General features: G+C 61.2%; 20 protein-coding genes. 9 read left to right on the top strand and 11 right to left on the bottom strand.

The window, feature by feature from the left end; all coding sequences use genetic code 11:
* Positions 1 to 186 precede the first annotated feature (186 nt).
* The 3 genes from AXK12_RS01155 to glgA form a co-directional block, all read right to left on the bottom strand.
* The gene (locus AXK12_RS01155; protein ID WP_156468757.1) at positions 187 to 597 is read right to left on the bottom strand and encodes a hypothetical protein; all 411 of its coding nucleotides are present in this window, start codon (positions 595 to 597) and stop codon (positions 187 to 189) included.
* A 229-nt stretch (positions 598 to 826) separates the two neighbouring features.
* Positions 827 to 1,171, bottom strand: a complete 345-nt coding sequence (locus AXK12_RS01150) for an SNARE domain-containing protein (RefSeq protein ID WP_156468756.1) — start codon at positions 1,169 to 1,171, stop codon at positions 827 to 829.
* A gap of 116 nt (positions 1,172 to 1,287) precedes the next feature.
* A complete protein-coding gene (gene glgA, locus AXK12_RS01145) occupies positions 1,288 to 2,751 on the bottom strand; it encodes a glycogen synthase GlgA (protein ID WP_068710944.1) in 1,464 nt (487 codons plus the stop codon).
* 101 nt (positions 2,752 to 2,852) lie between these two features.
* Here glgA and AXK12_RS01140 point away from each other — a divergent pair, with 101 nt between their 5' ends.
* The 3 genes from AXK12_RS01140 (at position 2,853) to AXK12_RS01130 (ending at position 6,610) form a co-directional block, all read left to right on the top strand.
* Positions 2,853 to 5,288 (top strand): ribonuclease R family protein, encoded by a 2,436-nt coding sequence (locus AXK12_RS01140; protein ID WP_068710943.1) that lies wholly within the window; start codon positions 2,853 to 2,855, stop codon positions 5,286 to 5,288.
* A gap of 196 nt (positions 5,289 to 5,484) precedes the next feature.
* Positions 5,485 to 6,018: a DUF5069 domain-containing protein gene (locus AXK12_RS01135; RefSeq protein ID WP_068710942.1), complete on the top strand. Its 534-nt coding sequence runs from the start codon at positions 5,485 to 5,487 to the stop codon at positions 6,016 to 6,018.
* A 70-nt stretch (positions 6,019 to 6,088) separates the two neighbouring features.
* Positions 6,089 to 6,610: a DUF5069 domain-containing protein gene (locus AXK12_RS01130; RefSeq protein WP_068710941.1), complete on the top strand. Its 522-nt coding sequence runs from the start codon at positions 6,089 to 6,091 to the stop codon at positions 6,608 to 6,610.
* Between the two features lie 76 nt (positions 6,611 to 6,686).
* Here the strand turns inward: AXK12_RS01130 and AXK12_RS01125 are convergent, their stop codons facing one another.
* A complete protein-coding gene (locus tag AXK12_RS01125; protein WP_068710940.1) occupies positions 6,687 to 8,489 on the bottom strand; it encodes an ABC transporter substrate-binding protein in 1,803 nt (600 codons plus the stop codon).
* Positions 8,490 to 8,544: 55 nt separating this feature from the next.
* Positions 8,545 to 9,726 (bottom strand): ABC transporter ATP-binding protein, encoded by a 1,182-nt coding sequence (locus AXK12_RS01120; RefSeq protein WP_068710951.1) that lies wholly within the window; start codon positions 9,724 to 9,726, stop codon positions 8,545 to 8,547.
* A gap of 218 nt (positions 9,727 to 9,944) precedes the next feature.
* On the opposite strand from AXK12_RS01120, the gene hpt reads away from it, so the two are divergent.
* From hpt to trxA, 5 genes are all read left to right on the top strand, one after another.
* A complete protein-coding gene (gene hpt / locus AXK12_RS01115; RefSeq protein ID WP_068710950.1) occupies positions 9,945 to 10,544 on the top strand; it encodes a hypoxanthine phosphoribosyltransferase in 600 nt (199 codons plus the stop codon).
* Positions 10,541 to 11,869 carry an RsmB/NOP family class I SAM-dependent RNA methyltransferase gene (locus AXK12_RS01110; RefSeq protein WP_068710939.1) on the top strand — a complete coding sequence of 443 codons (1,329 nt, stop codon included), beginning with the start codon at positions 10,541 to 10,543 and terminating at the stop codon, positions 11,867 to 11,869. Before hpt ends, AXK12_RS01110 begins: the two co-directional genes overlap by 4 nt.
* Positions 11,870 to 12,044: 175 nt before the next feature.
* Complete coding sequence (locus AXK12_RS01105) at positions 12,045 to 12,842, top strand: segregation and condensation protein A (RefSeq protein WP_068710938.1); 798 nt, start codon at positions 12,045 to 12,047, stop codon at positions 12,840 to 12,842.
* 126 nt (positions 12,843 to 12,968) lie between these two features.
* Positions 12,969 to 13,229: a hypothetical protein gene (locus AXK12_RS01100; RefSeq protein ID WP_068710937.1), complete on the top strand. Its 261-nt coding sequence runs from the start codon at positions 12,969 to 12,971 to the stop codon at positions 13,227 to 13,229.
* 124 nt (positions 13,230 to 13,353) lie between these two features.
* The gene (gene trxA / locus AXK12_RS01095; RefSeq protein WP_068710936.1) at positions 13,354 to 13,674 is read left to right on the top strand and encodes a thioredoxin; all 321 of its coding nucleotides are present in this window, start codon (positions 13,354 to 13,356) and stop codon (positions 13,672 to 13,674) included.
* A 140-nt stretch (positions 13,675 to 13,814) separates the two neighbouring features.
* Here the strand turns inward: trxA and AXK12_RS01090 are convergent, their stop codons facing one another.
* Positions 13,815 to 15,710 (bottom strand): 1,4-dihydroxy-2-naphthoate polyprenyltransferase, encoded by a 1,896-nt coding sequence (locus AXK12_RS01090; protein WP_068710935.1) that lies wholly within the window; start codon positions 15,708 to 15,710, stop codon positions 13,815 to 13,817.
* A gap of 54 nt (positions 15,711 to 15,764) precedes the next feature.
* A complete protein-coding gene (locus tag AXK12_RS01085; RefSeq protein ID WP_231863472.1) occupies positions 15,765 to 16,046 on the bottom strand; it encodes an acylphosphatase in 282 nt (93 codons plus the stop codon).
* Between the two features lie 169 nt (positions 16,047 to 16,215).
* Between AXK12_RS01085 and AXK12_RS01080 the strand changes: the two genes are divergently transcribed.
* On the top strand, positions 16,216 to 17,067 hold the full coding sequence (locus AXK12_RS01080) for a prolipoprotein diacylglyceryl transferase (RefSeq protein ID WP_068710933.1): 852 nt from the start codon (positions 16,216 to 16,218) through the stop codon (positions 17,065 to 17,067).
* A gap of 152 nt (positions 17,068 to 17,219) precedes the next feature.
* Here AXK12_RS01080 and AXK12_RS01075 read toward each other — a convergent pair whose 3' ends face one another.
* From AXK12_RS01075 to metG, 4 genes are all read right to left on the bottom strand, one after another.
* Positions 17,220 to 17,456 (bottom strand): hypothetical protein, encoded by a 237-nt coding sequence (locus AXK12_RS01075; protein ID WP_068710932.1) that lies wholly within the window; start codon positions 17,454 to 17,456, stop codon positions 17,220 to 17,222.
* Between the two features lie 126 nt (positions 17,457 to 17,582).
* Positions 17,583 to 19,394 (bottom strand): 2-succinyl-5-enolpyruvyl-6-hydroxy-3-cyclohexene-1-carboxylic-acid synthase, encoded by a 1,812-nt coding sequence (menD, locus tag AXK12_RS01070; RefSeq protein WP_082782542.1) that lies wholly within the window; start codon positions 19,392 to 19,394, stop codon positions 17,583 to 17,585.
* 18 nt (positions 19,395 to 19,412) lie between these two features.
* Entirely contained in the window at positions 19,413 to 20,882 is a 1,470-nt protein-coding gene (locus AXK12_RS01065; protein ID WP_068710930.1) for an isochorismate synthase, read from the bottom strand.
* Positions 20,883 to 20,988: 106 nt separating this feature from the next.
* Positions 20,989 to 22,605, bottom strand: coding sequence for a methionine--tRNA ligase (gene metG / locus AXK12_RS01060; RefSeq protein WP_231863471.1), 1,617 nt, complete (start codon positions 22,603 to 22,605; stop codon positions 20,989 to 20,991).
* Between the last annotated feature and the right edge of the window lie 391 nt (positions 22,606 to 22,996).

The raw sequence follows: 22,996 nt of genomic DNA, 5'->3' as shown, positions 1-22,996 counted from the left end.
GGGCACCAACGATCCTTTTCCACCCCTGATACCCTCACGGGGAATCATTTTCTAGAGAGTGGCTGGGCGGTGACGAGAGCACGCCAGAAGAACTCGCAGCGCCGTCCTCCGCCCGCAAAAAAGGGGCGTCGTAAAAACGCCCCTGCTCCTCAGTTTCCCGCGATCGTTTCGCGCGCAGTCCTACCCCTAAGACTCTCTGCGTCCGGGCGAGGCAATCACTTCAAAGAGCCGGTCAAGCCGCGCATTTACCGCGTCAATCTTCGCGTCTACCCGATCAATCTTCGCGTTAAGTTCTGAAGAGACCTTTTCAATCTTCGCGTCCAGTCTGTCTATTCTCGCATCGGTGCGTGCGGCCTGTTGCTCAATTTTCGCATCCAGCTTGTCTATTCTCGCGTCAAATTTTGCATCTAGGCTTTCTATGCGCCCGCTCAAGTGGGTGAAGGCTCCAAACGCGAGCGCAAATAGCGCGACGCCGACTGCCAGCACGGACAAGGTGCTATTGTCGATGGCGATCTTGCGTACCTCCACCCGTGGGGCTTTTTCTGCGACCGGTGCGGGCTGCGCCTCAATGTGCTCTGGGGTTGTTGCGGTAGCCATGATACGGCGAAAGCTACCCCACTAGCCCGCCCTCTCAAGGCTAAACTCTCCGCCTAGCCCAGCACCTGCCTGCCACTGCAGCGCCTCTTCCTTTGTCGCGTCAGAAAACCACTCAACGCGTTGCGTTTTATCCGGTGCGCCGCGCCGACTCCGCCCGCAAAAAAACGGACGTCGTAAAAACACCCCGGCTGCTCAGTTTCCCGCGCTCGATTCCCGCGCAGTCCTGCGCCTAAGACTCTCTACGCCCCGGCGAAGCAATCAGCTCAAAGAGCCGGTCAAGCCGCGCATTCACCACGTCAATCTTCGCGTCTACCCGATCAATCTTCGCGTCCAGCCTGTCTATTCTCGCGTTAAGTTCTGAAGAGACCTTTTCAATCTTCGCATCCAGGCTGTCTATGCGCCCGCTCAAGTGGGTAAAGGCCCCAAACGCGAGCGCAAATAGCGCGACGCCGACTGCCAGCACGGACAAGGTGCTATTGTCGATGGCGATCTTGCGCACCTCCACCCGTGGGGCTTTTTCTGCGACCGGTGCGGGCTGCGCCTCAATGTGCTCTGGGGTCGTTGCCGTAGCCATGATACGGCGAAAGCTACCCCACTCTCCCGCCCTCTCAAGGCTAAACTCTCCGCCTAGCCCGCCGCCTGCCTAGCCAGCACGCCGACGGCGCCGATGCGGCACGCGGAGCCTCAACCTCATATGCCGTTATACAACGCTTCGTAAGCGGAGGCAGCCTGCGCCCAACTGAAGTCGCGCCGCATCCCGTGTTGTTGCACGGCGGCATAGCGCGACTTATCCGCAAACAGCGCGAGCGAGCGATGCAGCGCGTCGGCCATCGCTGCCGCCGTTGGCGAATGCGTAAGCCCCGTGCCGTGCTCGCCGTCGCGGTCGGCATCCGCGACCGTATCGGCGAGCCCGCCAACCTCGCTCACAATCGGAACCGTCCCGTAAGCCTGCGAATACATTTGGTTCAGCCCACAGGGCTCGAACAAGGACGGCATGAGAAAAAAATCCGCCCCCGCTTCGATTAGGTGACTCGCGGCCTCGTCGAGTTTTAGGCTGACAGCGATCTTAGTCGGAGCGCGCGCAGCGAGGGCCGCGACCGCCTCTTCAAAATGTCGTGCGCCCGTCCCCAGAATCACGAGCCGACAGTCTTCGCGCAGAAAAAACTCCGCATTGGCCAAGAGCAGTTCCACGCCCTTTTGCTCGGTCAACCGGCACACCATCCCGTAAACTGGCACTCCGTCTTCGGCAGGCGCGAGCCCATGTGCAGCGAGCAGCGCGGCGCGGCATTTCGCCTTTCCAGCGAGCCCATCCGCCGAGTATTGCGCGGGCAGCAGCGGGTCGGTCGCAGGATTCCACACCGCCGGGTCAATACCGTTGAGCAGCCCGCGCAATACGCTAGCCCGCGTGCGCACCACCCCATCGAGCCCGCAGCCAAATTCCGGCGTCTGGATTTCCCGTGCATAACGCGGACTCACCGTCGTCACCGTATCGGAGAAAAGAATACCGGCCTTTATCGTGCTAATCTGCCCGTGATACTCTAGACCCTCAATTCCGCGCAGCTCGGCGGGCAAGTTTGTCAGCGCAAATCTGGATGCAGGCGCGATTCCCTGAAACGCGATATTGTGAATCGTAAATACCGTGCGCTCCGCGAGTCGCTGCCCATGCCGCCGCTCGGCGACGCGCAACAAAAGCGGCACAAGCGCGGCCTGCCAATCGTGCGCGTGCACCACATCTGCACGACACCCGCTCGCCCCCTCACCAGCCTCCAGTCGCAACGTTTCCACTACCGCCTTGGCGAAAAAGATAAACCGCTGTGCGTTGTCCTCGTAATCGCCGCGATCCGCCGTGCCGTAAGGAAAACGCCGGTCAAAAAACTCATCCCGGCACACGAGGTAAACCGTAAGCCCCTGCCTCGGGCTAAAACAGCGCACTTCGCCCGAAAGAAACTCTTCGCCCAGCTCGACCCTCAACTCGTGCCGCCGCTCCGCTTTCACCGCATCAGGGTGCTCGCGCACCGCCCGATATCCGGGCAAAAACACCGCGACCTCGTGCCCTTTGTCCGCCAGTGCCGCGCCGAGTGCCGCCACCGCATCAGCCAGCCCACCCGTTTTGATGTAAGGAAACAGCTCGCTGGTCACATGCACGATTTTCATCGCGCGTAGCCTGGGGCACCGCTTGCGTCGCCTGCAACCTCAAGAATCGCAGCGCCTCCCAGAGGCCACTTGTTACGGATCTGCGCGCCAAACTGATTGTTATGAAACTCAACGAACGCCTGATCGCACTCCTTCGCGAGGCGAAATCACGCCCGCTCTCCGCCTCGGAAATCGCCTCCCAACTGGGCCTACCCAAACGCGAACGCAAAGCCCTCTCGACCGCCATCCAACGCCTCCTCAATGCAGGCAAACTTCATCGTAGCCGGGCAGGGCTGCTTAGCCTTCCCGCATCAAAAGCCGCGCGCAAAACGGAATCTGCACAGCACTCGCAGCCCACCTCTACACACGACGAGCTCAGCGGCGAAATCCGCTTCCGCAGCGGCGGCTCCGCCTACGTCGTGATTGATAGTGCTAACGGCGCCGCAGCCGGTCTGCCCGCCTCCGCGCCCGCCCAAACCATCCAAATCGCGGCCACCGCCGCAGGCACCGCGCTCCACGGCGACCGCGTCGCGCTGCGGCTAATCGGCAACACGCCGCGCCGCGGCCCTCAAGCCCGCTACGCCGCGCGCAGCAAGAAGCACCGCCGCGATTCTCCGAGCGAGCGCGACGACGAACTGCGCGGCGAAGTCCTCCGCGTCCTCTCCCGATCGCGCGACACGCTCGTGGGTGAGCTTCGCAAAAACGGGAAACACTGGTTCGTCACTCCCGACGACCCGCGCTTTGCCCGCGAGGTTTTGGTCGAAGCACCAAACCGCATCGCTCGTGCTTCCCGCACTGCCTCTTTCGCCCAAAACTCCCTCACGCCCGCGCCCACCGAAGGCGATAAAGTCGTCGTCCGGCTTGACGCGTGGGACACGCGCAACGCCCCTCTCACCGGCACACTCGTCGCCCGCCTAGGTCGCACCCACGAGCCCCGAGCCGAGCTCCTCGGCGTGCTCGAAACCTACAAACTCAGCCCCGCCTTCCCCCACGAGGTCGAAGCCGAAGCCGCCGCACTCCCCGCCAAAGTCCGCCCTGCCGAACTCATCGGCCGGCTCGACTACCGCGAAATCCCCACCCTCACTATCGACCCTGACGACGCCAAAGACTTCGACGACGCACTCTCCATCGAGCCGCTTCCCAAAGGCCGCACACGCGTCGGCATCCACATTGCTGACGTCGCCACCTACGTCCGCCCAGACACTGCCCTCGACCGCGAAGCCCAAAAACGCGGCAACTCCACCTACCTCGTCGGCACGGTCATCCCGATGCTCCCCGAAAAACTCTCTAACGGCCTCTGCTCGCTCGTCGAAGGCGAAGACCGGCTCTGCAAAGCCGTCTTCCTCACCTTCGATGCGCAGGGTGCGATTTTAGAAAAAGACTTTGCCGCTACCGTCATCCGCAGCCGCAAACGCCTCACCTATAAACAAGCCTACGCGCTCCTCTTCACCGACGACCTCCAAAAAGTCCGCAGCCTCCCGCTCCCGCCCAAGCACCAAACCGGCTCTACCGGCCGCGCACTCTCCACCCTCCCCCAACGCGAACTCGCCGCGCTCCAAATCTGGGTGCGCCGCCTCTGGAAAATCGCCTCCGCGCTGCGCCGCGAACGCATGGCCCACGGCAGCCTCGACCTCGATATGCCGGAGACCAAAATCTACGTCGACGAGCAAGGCTATGCCGATCGCCTCGAACGCGTAGACAACGACGAGAGCCACCAGTTAATTGAGGAGTTCATGCTCGCCGCCAATGAAGCCGTGGCCCAGCTCACCCGCAGCGCACGCCTCCCCTCGCTCTACCGCGTTCACGACGATCCCGAACCCGATCGGCTTAACGAACTTCGCAGCGAACTAGCCACACACGGCCTCTCGGTCGGCAACCTCGCCGTCCGTGCCGAGCTCACCCGACTCCTTGCCCAACTCGCCACTCATCCACAAGGCCACCTACTCCGCAGCCAACTCCTGCGCAGCCTCAAAAAAGCCTGCTATCGGGAAAAACCCGACGGGCACTACGGACTACACAAACGCGACTACACCCACTTCACCTCGCCTATCCGCCGCTACGCCGATCTCGTCGTCCACCGCGTCCTAGCGAGCCACCTCGCGCAAAAAAATAAACACCCGGCCGGGCGCGGAGAAAAAATCACGGGGAAAACACTGAGCATCAGCACTGCGAGTGCGGGAGCCCGTGGCGGCCAGCACATAGCCGCACACCGCTACACTGCCGCCGTCGTCGCCGCACTGGGCGAACACCTCTCGCAAACCGAACTCAACGCCCAAGCCGCCGAACGCGAATCGGTAAAAATCAAAACCCTCGAATTCTTTGAGCGCGAACTGGCGAAACCGGTGCCCACTCATTTCGCCGCAATCGTTACGGAAGTCCGCTCGACCGGCTTCTTCATCGAACTCACCGAGTCGCTCACCTTTGGCTTCCTGCCGCTGGCGAACTTTGGCAAAAAACGAAAACTCGCCGCGCGGATTCGCGCGGGCGATCCGCTCGAAGTCGTCGTGCATAAAGTGGACCGCTTCCGCCGCACGATCGACTTTCGCGCAGCACCGTAAGCCCCCACGCCCGCTGAGCTTCGCACGACACTTCGCCGCACGCAGACCGACTAAGCCAAGTGCGACAAGCGACGAAACCGGCCTCCGTCGCGGCCACGTTTGAAACGGGAACAGACCCTAGAGGCTCAGGAAATCCGGGGACGATTTCCCAGTAGTCGATTGCGCTCACTACGCGCAGTGGTAGCATACCCCCACTATGAATCACTTCACCTTCACCCAACAGTTCCGCGAAATCTACGACCGTGCGCTTGCACTTTATGCCGAAGGGCGGCGCGGCGCGGAAAATTACTTTACGCCCGAAGAACTGGCCTTTCTGACCGCCAACGGCATCACCGCACAGCACATTTACGACTACGTCGAAGACCAGCACAACGAAGACGTCCCTGGCTACGACACGGCCCTTAGCATCGAAATCATCCGCCGCGACTATTTCCTCAATGTGCAAAACGGCCAATGGACGGGGAAAAAAGAAGATCCCGAAACTTGGCCCGCCAAACCCGAGTCCCTTGCGGGCATCGTTTGGCTGCCGCGCATTCTGAGAAAAGTGCGCGCCAAGCTGCGTGGGGAACTGCCCGACTCGGCAATGTTTTGCTGCGGCGGCGACCGGCGTTTCTTCAAGGCGAATAACATTCACCCGAGTGAGTTCATTAATCTCGCTTGGCGCGCTGGCGACGACGACCAGCCGATCATCGACTTCGTCGTCGCCCGTTCAAAAACCCTTTCAGCGTAAGTGCCCGGCCTCTTTTGTCCGTGAGACAAGCCGTTGCGCTCACTCAGCGCAGTGGCAACATACCAGCACTATGAATCACTTCACCTTCACCCAACAGTTCCGCGAAATCTACGACCGTGCGCTTGCACTTTATACCGAAGGTCGGCGTGGAGCGGAAAGCTACTTTACGCCCGAAGAACTGGCCTTTCTGACGGCCAACGGTATCACCGCACAGCACGTTTACGACTACGTCGAAGACCTGCACGACGAAGGCGGTCCCGACTACGACACGGCACTTAGCATCGAAATCATCCGCCGCGACTATTTCCTCAATGTGCAAAACGGCCAATGGACGGGAAAAAAAGACGATCCCGCAACTTGGCCCACTAAAGACGAATCAATTTGGCTGCCGCGCCTTCTGGCAAAAGCGCGTGCCAAGCTGCATGGGGAACTGCCCGACTCGGGAATGTTTTGCTGCGCCGGCGACCGGCGTTTCCTCGCGAAGAATAACATTCACCCGAGTGAGTTCATGAATCTCGTCTGGCGCGCTGGCGACGATGACCAGGCGATCATCGACTTCGTCGCCGCCCGTTCAAAAACCCTTTCAGCGTAAGCGCTCGGCCTCCACCCGCGCTCGGGAGTCATTCGCGCTAAGACTTCGTCAGTGTGACGCCCTGCTCCGTGCGGAGCTAGCGTTCTGGTGTAGCTGCCCGCGCGATTGCGGCGGCTTTAGCGTATTGGGTGCGCAGTTGCGCGCCCAGTTCGCGAGCGAGCCGCAGTTCGTCGGCGCGGTTTTTTGAGCGCAGAGACGCGCGGATCTCTCCGCCTACTCGGTCGTAACTAAGGAGCGACATATCTTGCAGCACGGCGAGCGCATCGGCTGGCATTCCTGCCGCGATGATTTCGCGCCACGCTGCGACCAACTCGTCGTGCGTATCGAGGCACATCACCCGAATGACGAAGGCCATTTCTCGAAAAAGCGGCCCCGTCCACGCCGCATTGTAAACGAGTGCGTCTTCCTGCGCGTAGGGCCGCGTATCGGGGTCGGAGCGTAGCCTACGCCACTCTTCGCGGGCGTAAAAATCGCGGCGGATTGGGATTCGTCGCAGCGCAAAGCGCGTGGGGCCGCCTTCGGTGCCGACTTTAAAGTTCCAGAGCGTTTGCCCCTCCATCGAGAGCGTAAATTCGATAAACAACTCGGCGGCTTCGCGATGAGGCGCACCGCGCAAGAGCCCGATCGGGTCCGCCGAGCTCACAGAGCCACCGCGCGGGCTCACATACACGAGGCGCCCCGCAGCCAGTGGCGTAGCGCGGTCGCTGACCGGGGCGGCGCGGCGGTCGGTGTTGTCGCGTCGAGTCGTCGCCTCCGCTTGGTAGCGTCCGTAAAAGTCGATACAAATACCCACTGCGGAGTCGCCTTGGGAAACGTCAATCGGCGGCTTTTGCGCCGAATCCGTAAAATAGCGCGCGTTGGCTCCCATCAGTTGGATAATCCTCAAGCCCGCCTCCCAACCTTCGCGCACGGCGCGCAGGGTCGAGGCCCCATTTTTTGCTTCGCCGTCAAAGGCCGTGTTCACGCCTAAAGTCTCATTTCCATCAAACTGCGGGTTAACAAGACTCGCTCCCGCACTCGCATTCGCACGGAGCAGCTCCGCCAACCGCGCCTGCATCTGCTGCTGGATAAGGTTTTCAAAGGCTTTGGCGATTGAGCCGCTCTTCGTCGGGTCGCAAAGCGCGACTTCCCTAAAAAAGCGCGGATCACACAGGTCGGCCCATTGCTGCGGGGCTTCCTCAACGCCGAGTCGCGCAAGTGCGTCCTTGTTGTAGAGAATCCCGTAGCCCCCGAGGACAACGCCAGCCCAGCGGCCTTGCGCATCCCAATACGGCTCGCCCGCGTAGTGCTGTGGCACGACGTCGTCAGCAAACCACTGCGGATGCGTCTGAAAAATCCGCGAAGGCACGAGCCGCCCCGCCGCCGCTTGGCGAATGAAGTCGTAGGCACCGCCTCCAAAAAACAGGTCAATCCCGCAACTGACTTCGGAAGCGAGAAAGGCCGCCCTCGCCACGCGTGGGGTCACAGACCCATTTTTTACCTCGCCGTCAAAGGCGGCGTCGTCACCCGACTCGTCATTTCTATCGAGCTGCGGATTCGCAAATGCCGCCTGCACCTCTGCGCTCCACGGGCGGCCAAGAGTCTTCGTCCAGTGGTTTTGAAACGCGGTCAGATACTCCGACTCAATGAAGCGGGTAATCTCGCTCGTCCCCCCGATCGCTCGCCAATCCACAGTGATGCTCCGGCCCGTCCGCTCGCGATACCAATGCCGAAACGCACGCCCAAACTCGTAGCGAATCGCCTCATTGTGCGGACTAATGATCACGAGTGTGTCGTCCGCTTTTTCGCCGCGCCTCGACTTCTCACTCGGGGGGCGCAACGCAAAGGGTAACGCGAGCGTGAGGACGAGTGCGGCGATAATGAAACTGCGCTTGAGCATCAGAAATGGGGCGAAGAATGGATTTTCCGGTTGGGCGCGCGGCTCGGTTTACCGTTTACTCGACAAGGACGACGACGTCCTCCCGCTCGACCGTCGCTAGGACTTCTCCTGCCGCCTTCCCAGAGTCGCTTCCGTCGATAAAGCGCCGTGGGTTTTTCTCGAAAACCTTGAGCGTAGTTGGCAGGGCATTACGGGAACCACCCCGGCCGCCCTCCGTGACGAAGTCGTATTGCGCAACCTCGCCCAAGTAGACGCAGCCGCCGATTCGCCCACGCAAGCTGTTGATTTTATCCGCTCGCCCAGCCGGGTGGGCCGATTTTTCCGAACTGCTCAGCCGCGCAGTCGCTTCGCTCAAGTTCCAACACTCGGGCCGGATTGAGAGCGTCACCGTTTGCCCAAGCGCAGGCGGCTTTTCGGGCGCACCGAGCACGCCCTCAAAGCGGCCCAGGGGTGTTTCGACTGTGGCCACCGTCTCGCCGCTCGTCGCGTCTGTGTCGAGCCCGAGCACTTGGCCTTCGAGGAAGTCCGTCTCACCGATGAAGCCCGCGACCGTTTTGCAGGTTGGGCGTTTGTAGATTTGGCGCGGTGAACCGGCTTGGAGAATGCGCCCGCCGTCGAGAATCGCCATCCGATCGGCGATAGAGAGGGCCTCCTTTTGGTCGTGCGTCACATAAACGGTGGTCAGTTTAAACTCTTTGCAGACACGGCGAATCTCCGTGCGCATTTCTAGCCGGAGCTTTGCGTCGAGGTTTGAGAGCGGCTCGTCTAGCAGCAGACAGCGCGGGCGAATGACGAGGGCGCGAGCGAGTGCCACGCGTTGTTGTTGGCCGCCGGAGAGCTGTTGAGGACGGCGGTCGGCGTAAGTCTCCATATGCACCGACCGGAGGGCCTCGGCGACACGCACAGCGATTTCGGCCTTAGGGATTTTTCGCTCGTGAAGCCCGAAGGCGACGTTCTCGGCGACGCTCATGTGCGGCCAGAGTGCGTAACTTTGAAACATCATCCCCGTGTTCCGTTTGTGCGGGGCGAGTGATGTCACCTCCTCCGCATCAAAAAAGATGCGGCCCTCCTCCGGCGTGTAAAAACCGGCGAGACTGCGCAGCAGCGTCGTCTTTCCGCAACCGCTCGGGCCGAGCAAGAAAAACAACTCCCCAGGGGCAATTTCGAGCTCGAGCCCGGCCAGTGCAGTCACCGCGCCAAAACGCTTCGTGAGCTTGTCGATCCGTATGGAAATCATGTGGAGAAAGCGGGGAGCAGCGAAGGGAAGGTGCACACTCGGAACGCAAGAGGCACAGGAGTGCTGTGCGTCGCGAAAAAGTGCAGCGTCAGTTTTTAAGTCAAAGGAATTGGCCGCAGTAAGTTGTCGGCAGTCGCCCAAACTCGGCGGCACGCGCAACTTGCGCGCAGTGAACGGCATTGCCACCGCGCGCGGCCTGCGGCTTTACAAATGGCTCCATGCCGCCAAGCCGACCCGACACCGTTGCTCCGCCATCGCCAGATGGCGAGCGCCTCCATCCGCATGTCGAAAGCGTGCTCGTCACAGAAGAACAACTACGCACACGAATCGCAGAGCTTGGGCGCGAGATTAGGGTGGTTTACGGCCCCGACGAGGAGCTGACGCTTATTTCGATAATCAACGGTGCGCTCGTGTTCACTGCCGACTTATTGCGCGAGTTGGAGAACCCGATCCGGCTGGATTGCATCCGCATCTCCAGCTACCGCGACGCGGTCGAGTCGCGCGGTGTGCCGCAAGTCTTGGGCAAGCTCACGCTCGATATTGCAAAAAAACATGTGCTCGTAATCGACGACATCCTAGACACCGGCAAGACGCTCGACTTCGTCACCCGGATGATTCGCAAGCACGGCCCGACCAGCCTGCGCGTCTGCGTGCTGCTCGATAAGAAGGATCGGCGCACGGTGGACTTCGAGGCGGATTTCGTGGGTTTCTCTATCCCCGATCAATTCGTTATCGGCTACGGCCTCGATTTTGCCGAGCAGTATCGAAACCTGCGCTACATCGGCACGCTCAAACCTCAATTTCAGCACGCATCATGAATCCCGAAGAAAATGGACGCGGCGGCCCGGCCTGCGACCGCAACGCCGCCCCAAAAGAGGCAAGCGGCACTGCTCAGCCCCGTGCTCAAAACCAAGCGCAGATCTTCCTAAAACTCCTCGCCGAGCTGCGCCCGCATTGGCGGCGCGACACCGCCCTACCCGAGCGGATTCAGCGGCTCCTCGCCAGCGACCGACGCTTCGGATCGCGCGACCGGCGGCTCTACCGCGAACTCATTTACACGACCCTGCGCTACCTGCCGTTAATCGAGCCGCTACTCGATACAGAAGAAGAGGCCGGCACCGCCGCAGCAAAACGGGTTGCCGAACTCGCCGGCGATACGCCCGCAGTTGCCGCGTTTCGCGAGGGGCTGCTGGGCAATGCCAACGCGGCCCCCGCCGAGTCTCCTTTTAAAAACCCAGACAAGCTTTACCCCGACTGGTTTTGGGACGAGTGCCCCACCGCCTACGCGCCTGAGGAATGCGCCGCGCTACACCGGCGCGCGCCGCTTTGGCTGCGCTTACAAGGCAACACCGAGGGCGAGCTCGCGCACGCGCTGCACGACACGGAGACCGAGTTCGCGGCGCGCGGCTGGACGCTGGAGCAATCCGAGATCCTCGCCAACGCGCTGCGTGCCCCCACCGATGCCGACGTAACGAACACCGAAAGCTTCCGCCGCGGGCTCTTTGAAGTCCAAGATCTCGGCTCGCAACTCGTCCTCGCTTCCCAGCGCATTCCGGCAGGCGGCCACTGGTTCGACGCGTGTGCAGGTGCGGGTGGCAAGACGCTCCAGCTAGCCCAAATCCTCGGCCCGAGCGGTAAAGTCACCGCCTACGACATCCGCCCCGAAGCCCTCGTCGAGCTGCGCGAACGCGCCGCCCGCGCACGGCTTACCAATATCGAAATTATCGATACACTGCCGTCCGAGGGCACCTATTTCGATGGCGTGCTCGTCGACGCGCCGTGCAGCGGCACCGGCACTTGGCGGCGTGCACCACACCTTAAGTGGGTGACGACCCACGAGCGCGTCCGTGAACACGCCAAGCAGCAGCTAGAGTTGCTCAAACAGTTTTCCAATTATGTGCGGCCCGGCACCGGCTCGCCCAACGCCAAACGCGGCGGTAAGATGACCGACGAGGAGTTTGCCAAGCTCGGCGGGCGACTCGTCTACGCGACTTGCTCGCTGTGCCGCAGCGAAAACGAAGTGGTCATCTCCGGCTTCCAAGCCGAGTGCAGCGACTTCCTCGTGCAGTGGGCCTCCCACACCCTCATGCCCGCCCAGCACGACACCGACGGCTTTTTCGTCTGCGTAAGCCTCCGCTGCTGAGGCGGAGGCATGTCGCCTCAGCCATTCACGCTCGCGCGACAGAATGAACCGTGCAGCAAACGCCTACAGCACCTTCGGCACAGAGAGCTTTTGTCGTGCCACGGCGCTGTAGCCCGCCTCACTCTTCCCCTTCCAAGCTCTCTTTCCTAACAACCCTTCACCGCCATCCCACCCCGTGGTTCCCGACTCCGACTACCGCATCAAACTGCCGGTCTTTGAAGGCCCGCTCGACCTGCTCCTCTTCCTCATCCGGAAAAACGAGCTCGATATTTACGACATCCCTATCGAGTCGGTGACGCGCCAATACATCGACGCGCTGCACGCCATGCAGGAGCTCGACCTCGAAATCGCGGGCGACTTCTTCGTAATGGCCGCGACCCTCATGGAGATAAAAAGCCGCCTGCTCCTGCCCAAAGGCCAGCACGCAGTCGCCGCCGAAAGCGACGAAGACGATATGGATCCGCGCTGGGAGCTCGTCCACCAACTCGTCCAATACAAAAAGTTTAAAGAAGCTTCCGAACAGCTCGACTCACTCATCACCCAGCGGCACGACCTCATAGAGCGACTCGGTAGCGGCCCTGCCCACTCACTCACCGAGCCCAGCGAACGCCCCCTGCAACCCATCGACCGAATCAAGCTCTGGCAGGCCTTTAACACCGTGTTGCGACGCCTCGCCGAAACCCGCGTGGTGGGCGAGATTCACGAAGAGCAAGTCACCGTCTCCGACCGGATGGACGACCTCCTCGCGCGGTTAAAAACCGAGAAACGCTTCAGCTTTTCCGCACTGCTCCCCGAAAAGATCACACTGCGCTACTTGGTCGCCACCTTCCTCGCCGTCCTTGAGCTGACCCGCCTCAAACGCCTACGCCTCACTCAAGACGAAGCCTTTGCCGACATCCTCTGCACGGCAGTCGAAGACAACGAGGCAAGTGAGGCTGCCAGCGAATCGGCAGCCGAAGACGAAGCCGCATAATACTGCGTCGAGCCCTCCCCCAACGCCAAACAACGAAAAAACCCGCGTGGGCGAGTCGCGCTATTTGCAGAAAAAAAGCGACTTAGCAGCCTTGAAACCCTGCAAGCGCCCTCCACCGTAAGCCCTGTGATCCCGCAACCCAACCAACGCTCGCCCCTTGGCCCACGCGCCGGACTGCTCGGCATCGGTTTCGACAACAAGGACGGCCACAAACGCATCACCACAGGCGAAGAATTCGCCATCATCGGCGGCTCCTCCGAAACCCACGACCGGATGACCGAGACACTCGTAAAAACCTTCGAGGAACTCAAAAAACGCAGTAAGAAACTCCAACAAGTCGGCCCCAAAGAGCTCGCCGAAATCATCCACAAGGCGACGCCAAGATAGGCTAACGCCTCAACTCCCTGACGACGGCGTACCAACGGCACGCCGCTGGAACGCCGCTAAAAAAAGGGACTAGTCCCCTTGCGTTTTTGGAAAAAACGACCTCATCCCACCCCCTCTTAAACCTATGTCCGACAAAATCCTCACACTAAACGCCGATAACTTTAAGGCGACGATCGCAGCAGACACACCCGTGCTCGTCGACTTCTGGGCCCCTTGGTGCGGTCCCTGTAAAGCCATCGCGCCTATCCTCGACGAACTCGCTCGCGAACTCGACGGCGTGCAAATCGCCAAAGTCAACGTCGACGAAAACGAGCAAATCGCCGCCGAATACGCCATCCGCGCAATTCCCACGATGCTGATTTTCAAGGGCGGCCAAGTCGTCGAGCAAATCGTCGGCATGACCCCGAAGGACGCCCTCAAGGCAAAACTCACCGCACATATTTAAGGGCGCACGACACACAGCCGATTCGATAGCTCCTTCTTATTTTGCGGCGCGTCCGTTCCGTTGGCGCGCCGTCCATTCACTGAGGCTGCCTAACTAGGGCGGCCTTTTTTGGCGACTCAGAGGCGAGTCTCCGCCTCCCTTTAGTCTCCTTTCAAAGGAATCTGAATCGCCCTCAAATACTCCGAAAGGATGTCGCGAACCTTTTCTGACTCCCCGTCGCTATCAGCAAAGTCAGTCTCAGCGATTGTTTCCCAAACGCTTTCCCAATGCCGAGCGGCGGCAGCGCGAGTCATCCGCCAAGTCTCGATTCGGTGTGCTGGGCCGAGCGGGACAGGCGAAAACTCGAGCGTGATTTCTAGCACGTCTTCGCGATGCGCGGGCCGCAGCACGAAGCCGTGGGCGTCTTGGTCGCTCGCACCGTTGCTCGGAGTGGTCGCCGCACTTTGTGCGGGGGCGTTTTCGAGTCGGCCGCCTTCGCTCCAGCCAAACGCAGCGTAGTAGCTCAACTCATCGCCTCGGCGGAGAAAATCCGCGCGCCGTCGCCCGCGGTCGATTCGCTGAGTCGTGTGCGGCACGGGCTCGGAGTTATCGACTAAGACCGGACTGTTCAGGCCCTCGATGTCATACGGATTCGGATACGCGAGCATCACTCGCAAGCGGCCTTGGGCGAGCGCAGTGGACTTAATCCGTATCGCTACGGCGTCGTTCTTCGGGTGCGCGACTGTGCTGACCTCTACAGGAAAGCCCTTCCACTCGAAACGGCTCAGTAGCTCGCCGCTCCACAGGTTTAGCGTTTGCTCAACTCCCTCAAAATCTTCGGCACGCAGCGTACGGCCCCGGTCATCCACAAGCCCGAGCTGGCCTAAGGGATAAAGAGCCCCCGCCCTGCCAGCCACCCACTCATCGGACGCATCGAGCGCGGCCCAACTCGCCAGTGTCTCCAAGCGCAGGTCGCCCAACTCGCGGTGATGAGCCGCGAGGGTTTGCAGCCCCGTCACATCGACGGTGAAGACGAAACGGCCATTACCGACGCTCAACGCGGCACTCGGCTCAATCTCGCGCAGAACCGGCGAGTACTGTCGGACGAGTGCCTCCCGATCAAACTGCTCCACGGGCGGCACGCCCGGCGCACTCATCACTAATCCCAGCGCGACGAGCAGCGCATAGGCCCCCAAGAATCGTCCCGATGCGCCCAGGAGTTTAATCAACTCTATCGCGCCTTGGCTCGCCTCTAGCCGTGCGTGTTGCCGCCATGCTTCGGGCAAAAGCAGCCATGTCCCAAGCAGCCACATACTCATCCCGCCAACGAAGACCGCGAGCAGGGGTAACGCGAAACTCACCACAAAGGCCGTGCCAAACTGCACCCGTGCAAAGCCTTGGCCGAAACGCACCACCGTCGTGCGTTTGCCCACGCGGCGATCCTCCGCCTCGTCGCGAATGTTGTTTAGGACGAGGATATTTGCCGCGAGCAGGCCGATGGGAACCGAGAGCACGCCCGCCGTCCAAGCCCACTCGCCAACCTGCACATAATAAGTCGCCCCCACTGCCACCGGCCCGAAAAAGATAAACACAAACACATCGCCCCAGCCGTGGTAGGCGAGCGGATACGGCCCACCTGTGTAGGCGACTGCGCACAAGATACTTACGAGACCGATTCCGACGAGCCACCACCCGCCCCACGCGACGAGCCCGAGGCCCAGCGCAAGCCCTAGCACAAACACCGCCCACATCGCCGCGCGCATCGTTTTTGCCGATACGAAGCCCGAGGCGACTGCCCGCCGCGGTCCACGCCGCTCTGCCGTATCACTGCCCTTGATACCGTCGTAGTAGTCGTTGGCGAAGTTCGCGCCGATCTGCATCAGTAGCGCAAACGCCGCGCACAGGAGAGCCGCCCGCCAGTCAAAGGCGCCCTCGTGCCAAGCCAGCCCCGAGGCGGCGAGCACCGGCGCAATCGCCGCAGGCAGTGTCTTTGGGCGGGCCGCCTCGCTCCACACCTGCCATTTTGAAGGGCCCGAGCTTTCATTACTTACGTCCATATGTGAGGCGTCGTTTGTGCGTTTTTTTGTTTCTCGTATTCAGCGACACTCGCCTCAGCGAATTTCAAAACCGGCGTAAACGGCCTCCCGTTGCTCGGGCTCACCTCGCTCAGTTTGGCGCACGTAGCCATGCATCCGCTCCTCCACCGCGCTGACTAGCCCGTCAATTTCCGCCGCTTTGCCCTCCACCTCAAGCAACACCCGCCCGTCGCTCAAGTTTTGCACGAAACCGGCCACCTCGAACTCGCGCGCAGCTTGGAGCACCGCTTGGCGAAAACCCACGCCCTGCACCCGCCCAGAGAAGTAAACCTGCTCGTACTGCATATTATCCATCATTATGGGCGCAGATAAACGTAGGCTGCTCCGCACAAGTCCAGCGCGGACAGTCAGATATGCTCGCACTCAAGGGTGGCCGCTCGGCAGCTCACGCCACCGCCACGCGCGCGCGACACGCTCCAATGAGACTTGCGCTCGCCTCACAAACGAGCAGCCTTCCACTCTACAAATGAACGACTTCAACGGGTTCTTCGATGGCGAGTGGAGCGGCGATCTCGACGACCTAGAGTGGAACGAATTCCACTGGGAGCGCTACCTACGCGAGCAAGACGAGCAGCCACATCGCTACCTCGCGCTCTACGAGATGTTCCTCGAGCATCCCAAGCGCACCGACGAAGTCGCTCGCTGCATGGGATGGGCCGCGTGGAACCGGCAAGATGAGGATAGCGAGAATGCCCACGGATCCACCGCCGAGGCCGCCCCCGAGCCAACTGCTAACGTAAACGCTGGCGTGAAAAAGCCGAGTGAGTCTCAGGCGGCTGCGCAGGGACCGGAGTCGCCGCCCGTGCCAGAGCACGAATCGGCGGACGCGCTTGCGCAGCGCCCGCCGTCAAGGCCTACGCACTTGCCGCCATTTTCCCCGGACGATGCCGCGCCCGACTCGGACGCTTACTACGAAGTCTACACCCCGCAGCGAAACCCGCTCTTCATCGCCACGCGCGCCCTCTACCTACGGCTCCGCCGCACTTGGGAGCTTCTTGCCCAGACTCCGGACAAAGTCTCCATACCGCTCGCGATTCGCTACCTCGCTACACTCCAGCGCGGCGAAGACCACGCCATGCAAGCCATCCAGTCGATGGACTGCGGCGAATACGCGCTCGCCATAAGCCTCTTTAAACGGGGCCTCGCCGCACTCAACGAAAGCCACGCGCTGCTCAACGCCGCCGATACGCCCGCCGCTCGCAGCTACGCCGAAGAAATGCGCGTAAGCCTCTTCGACCTGCGCGCGATCTGGCTGCAAGTCATCCGCGAATGCCGCCAAGAAGTCGAAGACTGGCTCGACGACGAAGACGACGATTAGGGGAGCCCCGAGCCCGCTGACCCTTTTCCTAAGCTCGGAAAAATGGGCCGAAAGACAGATCTAAATCACCGACTCAGCGGCCTTCGCGAGGACAGACTTCCGGTGGGCTGCGAATGCCTCCGCGCTCATGAGTTCGTCGCGTGCAGTGAGGCTCATTGCAGAAACGCTTTCAAGATTCCGACAAGCGCAGCAACGAACAGAATTGTGCCGATGGCTACTCCGCCGACGTAGCGGACGGGATGCCACTTCGTTTCCGTCTGCATTTTCATAGTCTCCGCCCGCAGCTTCTCGCGCTCATCATTCATTTTGCGCATCTGAGCTATAATAGCGTCAGTCTCGACCATCATTTTTCGTAGTTCGGCATACTCGCGGTCTGTTACTGTGTTCATGCTGTTGTACGGGTTTGAGGGTTCGTTGTTTCCCTACACTCGCTCAATGTGAGGTCATGTCAACCTGCGCTCAGAAAGCCTGCCGCAGCTGAGGACATCCAATGCCTACCCATTCGAGGCACGAGTCTAAATCACCGATGCCGAGACCTGTGCTAAAAGCGCCTTTCGGTGGGCGGCGGAGCGTTTGCGATCGGTATTTAGTTCGAGGACTCGGCAGCCTTGCTGCGGAGAGTGGCCAAGCTCGGTTTCCAACTCGGCGAGCGTAGCGATCGAGCAATGCGCGACACCGTGTGCGGCGCAGAGTTTTCCGAAATCGACTTCCTGCGGCGTTGCAAAAAACGCCTCAAAGGGCGGCTCATAATTCGCCACGGGCAAATGCTCAAAAATCCCGCCGCCGTGGTTGTTGATTAAAATGACCGTCAGCGAGCCGCCCAGCTTTTGGGCAAGCAGTAGCCCGTTGCTATCGTGTAAAAATGAAAGGTCGCCACAGAGCAGAAAGGTCGGGCGTGGAGTCGGGGCAAGCGCGGCGGAGGCGTTGTGCGCGACGCCGAGCGCAGCCGAGAGCGTGCCATCAATCCCGTTGGCCCCGCGGTTAAAGTGAAACTCGAAGCCGCGCTCCGTCTTCGGCCAAAAGGACTCCACGTCTCGAATCGGCATGCTACTGGCGACAAAAACTACCGCGCCCTCAGGCAGCGCACGGGCTAAAGTCGGCACAATCGCGGCCTCAAGGATTTCAGCCTCTTGCTGCGGCGGATGCGCTGACAAGGTCAGCGTATCCAGTAAGCGCCTCGAAGAGGCTTCGGCCTTCGCCCACGCGTTTAGATAGTCGAGCGTGGGCGGCATCTGCGCCACACGAAGCGAGGCAAGCGGCGCAGTAATTTGCCGCGTCCGACCATGAAGCGCATCGCGGTTTCGCGAGGGCGAAGTGACTTGGATAATCTCCGGCTCCCACGCTGCAACCGAAGCACGGAGCACTTTACTCGTCGGCCAATCGCCCAAGCAAAGCACCTGATCGGGCATGAGCGCGCGGGCGGCGGCATCGTTTCGCAAAATCGCATCGTAAGCCGTCACCACTACCGCCCCTTCTACCGGATGGTGCCGCAGCGGCGAGACACCGTCAGCGAGCACCGGCCAGCCCAGCTCACGCGCTAGCCGCCCAACTTGGGCCGCATACTCGCGCGGGTCGCTCCCCCACTCCGGCCCGGCGACAATCACGCCACGCGCGGCGGTCAGGGTTTTGAGCTCAACGACTTCGAGTGAGTGCGACTGCTCCGCATGGAGATGCTCGAAAAAAGATTCACGCATTTCCCCAAAAACGCGCGCCGCCTCGCCGCCGTCCTCACTCGGCACCAGTGGATCACGAAAGGGGATATTGAGGTGCACCGGCCCGTGTTGGTCGCTCGCTAGCTTACATGCGTTCGCCACGGTCTGGCGGAGGTAACACAGTAACGCATAGCGCGGCTCGGGCACGGCGAGCTCGTGGTAAAACCGCACGAAGCCGCCGAAGATTTTTTGTTGGTCGATCGTTTGCCCCGAAGCGCAGTCACGCAGCTCCGGCGGACGGTCCGCAGTGAGCACGATCAGCGGCACCCCGCTTTCGTGCGCCTCAATGATTGCCGGGAGGTAATTCGCCACCGCCGTTCCCGAAGTGCAAACAAGTGCGGTCGCAGGCCGGCTTACTTGGCGAGCCACTCGCTGGCGGCTCGTCGCAGACCGCGCTTGCCTCGCCAGCCCAAGTGCGAAGAAGGCCGCGGAGCGTTCGTCCAAAACCGGAATCGCCTCAATCGTCGCGTGCCGCGCAAAGGCAAAGGCGAGCGGGGTCGAGCGCGAGCCAGGCGAAATAACGACCTGCCGCACGCCGCAGCGGTAGAGTGTTTCTACGAGCACGCTCGCCCAAAGCGTATTGGCGTTTCGCGAGTCGAGTTGGGGAGCGATCATGGACATCGGAAAGACGCATCAAGACTTGGCAAAGAGCGCATGCTCCATCGCCGCAAATTTCAGCTCGGTCTCGGCAAGCTCCTCTTCGGGCACAGATGCGCCGACGATCCCCGCGCCCGCATAAAGCCGTGCACTCTCCCCATCAATTAAGGCCGGGCGCAGCCCGACGAAGAACTCCGCATTGCCCCGACCATCGACCCAGCCGAGCGCCCCGGCATAGAGCCCGCGCGGGAAGTCCTCGATCGCGCGAATCCCTGCGCAGGCTGCCGCTTGTGGCACGCCGCCGACTGCCGGTGTCGGGTGCAGCGACGAAAGCACATCCAGCGCGCGAATCCCCACTGGTAACGCGGCGCGAATCGGCGTGTGCAGGTGTTGCACATTGTCGAGGCGGCGTAGCTCCGGCATTTGGGCAAACTCCAGTTGCAGCCCAAGCGGTGAGAGACTCTGCACGATCGCATCGAGAACGAGCCGTTGTTCGTGCCGCTGTTTCTCGCTGCCCAGTAGGGCTTCGCCTAAAGTAAAATCCTCTTCGGGCGTTTTCCCGCGCGGCGCCGAGCCCGCAAGTGCCTCCGTTTGCAAGAGCCCGCCGTGCACGCGAAGAAGTCGCTCCGGGCTCGCGCCGATGAAGCTCTGGCCAGCGCCATTTGCCAGCGAGAATGCGTAGCATTGCTCGAAACGCTGGCGCAGCCGGTGCAGGGCCTCCATCGGGTGCAAAGGCTCCGCCGCGCGCAAGTCCTTCGCTCGCGCCAAAACGATTTTCTGAAACTCGCCAGCGCGGATTCGCTCCACCGCGCTGCGCACGGCATTCACGTAAAGGGCGCCCTCCCCTTCGCTCCTCCCGTTTTCTTGCGAGCCACTCGTTGGCGGCCCGTCCCTAAAGTGCTCGGGGAACAAGCGACTCCCAATACTCCCACCAAGCCCTTTAAAGCGCTGATGCGCACGCCAAACTTTTTCGCAGGCCGCCTCTACATCGCTGTCTTCGGCAAGGACGAGATTGGCCACGGCGACCGTGCTGCGGGCTGCGCCTGTCCCGCGAGTCGCGACCTGCCAGCGCGGCACAAAAACACTCGCCGAGCCAAAGGGCTCATCGGGCCCGACTTCGTTAAAGAACGAAAACGCCGTAAAGAAATGCGGCCCCGAATAAGGCAGCCCTTGGCCGCCGACGACGATTGCGGCGGCCAGTGTTTGGTCGACGAAGTCTTGCACCGCCGCGAATCGCCCCGGGCCGCTCGCATTAAATTCGAGGACCGCCTCCGCTCCCGCGATTGCCAAATCCTCGCTCGGTCGCTCGACGTAAAAATGCCGTTCGCCCGCTTCGTAAATCGTCGCAAGCACGGCCAACGGATCGAGTGCCGGGACGCGGATCGTGATGCTCACCAACTGCGCACGCCGCGCACGCCGCGCCGCCTCTCGGCACTGCTTCAAAAAGCCCAGCAGTGCGGTCGGCGATTGGTTAGTCTCGGGATCGACGGAGAGTGGAGAGGTCACAGCAGAAAGAAAAGAGGAGGCACGGGCGCGAGGGCGCGAGCGCTAACCACAATACGAGTCGGGTTTAGCGCGTTTACCCAAAAAATTCGCGACACCGCAAAGCCCCTTATTTTTTCGGCGCAGCCTCCGCACTCGTCGTCGCTTGGATACGCGGGAAGAGGACGAGGCTCTCGGCCACTTTTGCGCCGCTGAGGCGCGTGCCCCATTCGCACTCCGCAGCCCAGTCGGTCTCCGGCGGCGTATAGCCGAGTGCCGCCTCGATCTTGGCCACCGAGCCCGGAATAATCGGGCGCAGCAGCACGGCGGCGAGCCGCAGAGCCTCGGCCATTGTGGCGAGCGTCCTCACCAGCAATGCGCGGTCAGCAGGCTCGCTCGACTTGCCGAGCTTCCACGGTGCGCGTTTTTCGATGTAGGCGTTGGTCGCGCTGACGAAGGTAATCGTGCGCTCTAGCGCGAGGTGGAATTGAAAGCCGTCCCAATGCGCGGGAATCGCCGCGCGGGTCTCTTCCCATAGTGCGCGCAGCTCGGCCTCGGGCGCCGCAGCCTCAGCCGCACCCTCGGGCGCAGGCACCACGCCGTCGGCGAAGCGGTTAATCATATTGAGCGTGCGGTTGAGCAGATTGCCGAGGTTGTTGGCGAGGTCGGCATTGTAGCGCGCTTGGAATTGGGTTTCGGAAAAATCGCTGTCCTGGCCGACGACCATCTCGCGCATCAGGAAGTAGCGCAGCGCGTCCGTGCCGTAGCTATCCACGAAGGCGTTTGGCTCGACGAAGTTGCCCGTGCTCTTGGCCATCTTATCGCCCCTAATCGACCACCAGCCGTGCGCGATGATGCCGCGCGGCAGCGGGATGTCGGCGGCCTTTAGCATAATCGGCCAATACACGGCGTGCGGCGGCACGAGGATGTCTTTGCCGATGACGTGCCAAGTCGCGGGCCAGATGGCGGGCTCCTTATCCGCGACAGCGGAGTAGTAATTGGTCAGCGCGTCGAACCACACGTAGGTCACGAAGTCGGCATCGAAGGGCAGCGGGATGCCCCACTCTAGCCGCTCTTTCGGACGCGAAATGCACAGGTCGTTGAGCGGCTCTTTTAAAAATTCGAGGACTTGCTTTTGGCGAAATTTCGGGAAGACGAAGGCTTCGTTTTCCGTGAGGAAGCGCACGAGCCAGTCTTGGTAGGCACTCAGTTTAAAAAAGTAGTTCGACTCGGTGATTTCAGTCACTTCGCCAAATAGCTCCGGCCAAGTGCCGTCGGGGTTGCGGTCTTTCTCTTGGAGGAACTGCTCTTGGCGCGTCGAGTAGTAGCCACGGTATTCGGCTTTGTAGATTTCGCCTTTGTCGTAGAGGCGTTGGAGTAGGTCGCAGACCACGCGCTTGTGCCGCGCTTCAGTCGTGCGAATAAAGTCGTCGTTGCTCACGTCGAGGCGCGGAAGCAGCGCGCGAAACTCGGCGGCGATCTCGTCGCAAAACTGCTGGGGCGCCACGCCACGCGCACGCGCACTTTGTTGGACTTTTTGCCCGTGCTCATCGACACCCGTCAGGAAGTAAACGCGGTCGCCCCTCATCCGCCGGACTCGGGCAATGACGTCCGTGAGCACCTTTTCATAAGCATGGCCGAGGTGCGGCGGGCCGTTTACATAGTCAATCGCAGTCGTGATGTAGAAGTCGGGCATGGTGTGCGGTCTGTGACCACCGACATTTACGTCGCCGACAAGATGAGGCATGCAACCCATTTCTCCCGCCTAACAACAGAGCCTGTGCCCGTTTTAAACGTGGTCGCGCCGAAACCGCCGTCGCCAAGCGCTAAACTAGCGCAAACTGGCTTTCTTTTTCCACTCCACGTGGGGCGGCAGCGTGTCGCTGCACCCATTTACCGAACGCTTGGCTGCCGTGCGCATGCGCACGGCAGCCAAGCGCTCGGTAGAAAGGAACCCAAACTTGGAGGAGGGAGTTTACTGGTGACTTTTCCCACCTCGCCCAAACGGGTTATCACTCTACTTTCCCCTCCCTGTCGCAACGCGACAGGGGGGAATGCTTTCAAATTTGGGAATTGGTTTCGTCGCGAAGCGACGAGGCCAATTCCCAAATTAAATGGAAGCGGTCACTGACCGCCGC

The sequence above is a fragment of the Cephaloticoccus capnophilus genome (assembly GCF_001580045.1).
In the GTDB taxonomy this organism is placed as follows: Bacteria; Verrucomicrobiota; Verrucomicrobiia; order Opitutales; family Opitutaceae; genus Cephaloticoccus; species Cephaloticoccus capnophilus.
This window is presented reverse-complemented; position numbering and strand designations above follow the sequence as displayed.